The following is a 2,500-nucleotide window of genomic DNA, read 5'->3' as shown; positions in this document are numbered from 1 at the left end:
CTTAACCTTGCACGTAATCGTAACTCGCCGGTTCATTCTACAAAAGGCACGCTATCACCCATTAACGGGCTCTAACTACTTGTAGGCACACGGTTTCAGGATCTTTTCACTCCCCTTCCGGGGTGCTTTTCACCTTTCCCTCACGGTACTGGTTCACTATCGGTCACTAGGGAGTATTTAGCCTTGGGAGATGGTCCTCCCAGCTTCCGACGGGATTTCTCGTGTCCCGCCGTACTCAGGATCCACTCAAGAGAGAACGAGGTTTCAACTACAGGGTTTTTACCTTCTATGACAGACCTTTCCAGGTCGCTTCGTTTACCCCGTTCTTTTGTAACTCCGTATAGAGTGTCCTACAACCCCAAGAGGCAAGCCTCTTGGTTTGGGCTAATTCCGTTTCGCTCGCCGCTACTCAGGAAATCGCGTTTGCTTTCTCTTCCTCCGGGTACTTAGATGTTTCAGTTCCCCGGGTCTGCCTTCCATACCCTATGTATTCAGGTAAGGATACTACTCCATTACGAGCAGTGGGTTTCCCCATTCGGAAATCTCTGGATCAAAGCTTACTTACAGCTCCCCAAAGCATATCGGTGTTAGTCCCGTCCTTCATCGGCTCCTAGTGCCAAGGCATCCACCGTGCGCCCTTAATAACTTAACCATGTGCTAATTAAATTAGCGGTTTTTCGATAACAGCGAATTGTTATCATTAGAAAATTACTAAGATGAACGATACTTGTGAATGTATCTTGATTACTTATATTATCTAGTTTCAAAGAACATATTTAATAGAGAGAATGCTCTCTCAAAACTAAACAAACAATGAGCGTGATTTTCCTTAGAAAGGAGGTGATCCAGCCGCACCTTCCGATACGGCTACCTTGTTACGACTTCACCCCAATCATCTGTCCCACCTTAGGCGGCTGGCTCCAAAAGGTTACCCCACCGACTTCGGGTGTTACAAACTCTCGTGGTGTGACGGGCGGTGTGTACAAGGCCGGGAACGTATTCACCGCGGCATGCTGATCCGCGATTACTAGCGATTCCGGCTTCATGTAGGCGAGTTGCAGCCTACAATCCGAACTGAGAACGGTTTTATGGGATTGGCTCGACCTCGCGGTTTTGCTGCCCTTTGTACCGTCCATTGTAGCACGTGTGTAGCCCAGGTCATAAGGGCATGATGATTTGACGTCATCCCCACCTTCCTCCGGTTTGTCACCGGCAGTCTCCTTAGAGTGCCAACTAAATGCTGGCAACTAAGAACAAGGGTTGCGCTCGTTGCGGGACTTAACCCAACATCTCACGACACGAGCTGACGACAACCATGCACCACCTGTCACTCTGTCCCCGAAGGGGAACGCTCTATCTCTAGAGGTGGCAGAGGATGTCAAGACCTGGTAAGGTTCTTCGCGTTGCTTCGAATTAAACCACATGCTCCACCGCTTGTGCGGGCCCCCGTCAATTCCTTTGAGTTTCAGTCTTGCGACCGTACTCCCCAGGCGGAGTGCTTAATGCGTTAGCTGCAGCACTAAAGGGCGGAAACCCTCTAACACTTAGCACTCATCGTTTACGGCGTGGACTACCAGGGTATCTAATCCTGTTTGCTCCCCACGCTTTCGCGCCTCAGCGTCAGTTACAGACCAGAGAGTCGCCTTCGCCACTGGTGTTCCTCCACATCTCTACGCATTTCACCGCTACACGTGGAATTCCACTCTCCTCTTCTGCACTCAAGTCTCCCAGTTTCCAATGACCCTCCACGGTTGAGCCGTGGGCTTTCACATCAGACTTAAGAAACCGCCTGCGCGCGCTTTACGCCCAATAATTCCGGACAACGCTTGCCACCTACGTATTACCGCGGCTGCTGGCACGTAGTTAGCCGTGGCTTTCTGGTTAGGTACCGTCAAGGTGCGAGCAGTTACTCTCGCACTTGTTCTTTCCCTAACACAGAGCTTTACGACCCGAAGGTCTTCATCGCTCACGCGGCGTTGCTCCATCAGACTTTCGTCCATTGTGGAAGATTCCCTACTGCTGCCTCCCGTAGGAGTCTGGGCCGTGTCTCAGTCCCAGTGTGGCCGATCACCCTCTCAGGTCGGCTACGCATCGTTGCCTTGGTGAGCCGTTACCTCACCAACTAGCTAATGCGCCGCGGGCCCATCTGTAAGTGTTAGCCGAAACCACTTTCAATATAGTACCAGGAGGTACTATATATTATCCGGTATTAGCTCCGGTTTCCCGAAGTTATCCCAGTCTTACAGGCAGGTTGCCCACGTGTTACTCACCCGTCCGCCGCTAACTTCTTTAAAGCAAGCTCTAAAGAAGTTCGCTCGACTTGCATGTATTAGGCACGCCGCCAGCGTTCGTCCTGAGCCAGGATCAAACTCTCCGTAGAGTATTTGATTGCTCAAAATGTTGCTGACTTATCGTCAATTTATTGTTTTGTCGATTTTAAAAACCGACTTGCACGCTATTGTTTTGTTTAGTTTTCAAAGAACATTTTAACGCGTCGCTC

Annotated in this window: 2 rRNA genes (1 of these 2 cut by a window edge); both read right to left on the bottom strand. The window is 50.3% G+C overall.

Going from position 1 to position 2,500, the window contains the following annotated elements:
• Window positions 1–652 (bottom strand): 23S ribosomal RNA (locus BC6307_RS00010) (it extends 2,283 nt beyond the left edge of the window).
• A 181-nt stretch (window positions 653–833) separates the two neighbouring features.
• Window positions 834–2,380, bottom strand: a 16S ribosomal RNA gene (locus BC6307_RS00005).
• The 16S and 23S rRNA genes sit together here, the layout of an rRNA operon.
• Between the last annotated feature and the right edge of the window lie 120 nt (window positions 2,381–2,500).

The sequence above is a fragment of the Sutcliffiella cohnii genome, assembly GCF_002250055.1.
Lineage (GTDB): Bacteria > Bacillota > Bacilli > Bacillales > Bacillaceae_I > Sutcliffiella > Sutcliffiella cohnii.
The sequence above is the reverse complement of the archived record's forward strand: the minus strand, read 5'-3'. Positions and strand labels throughout refer to the sequence as shown.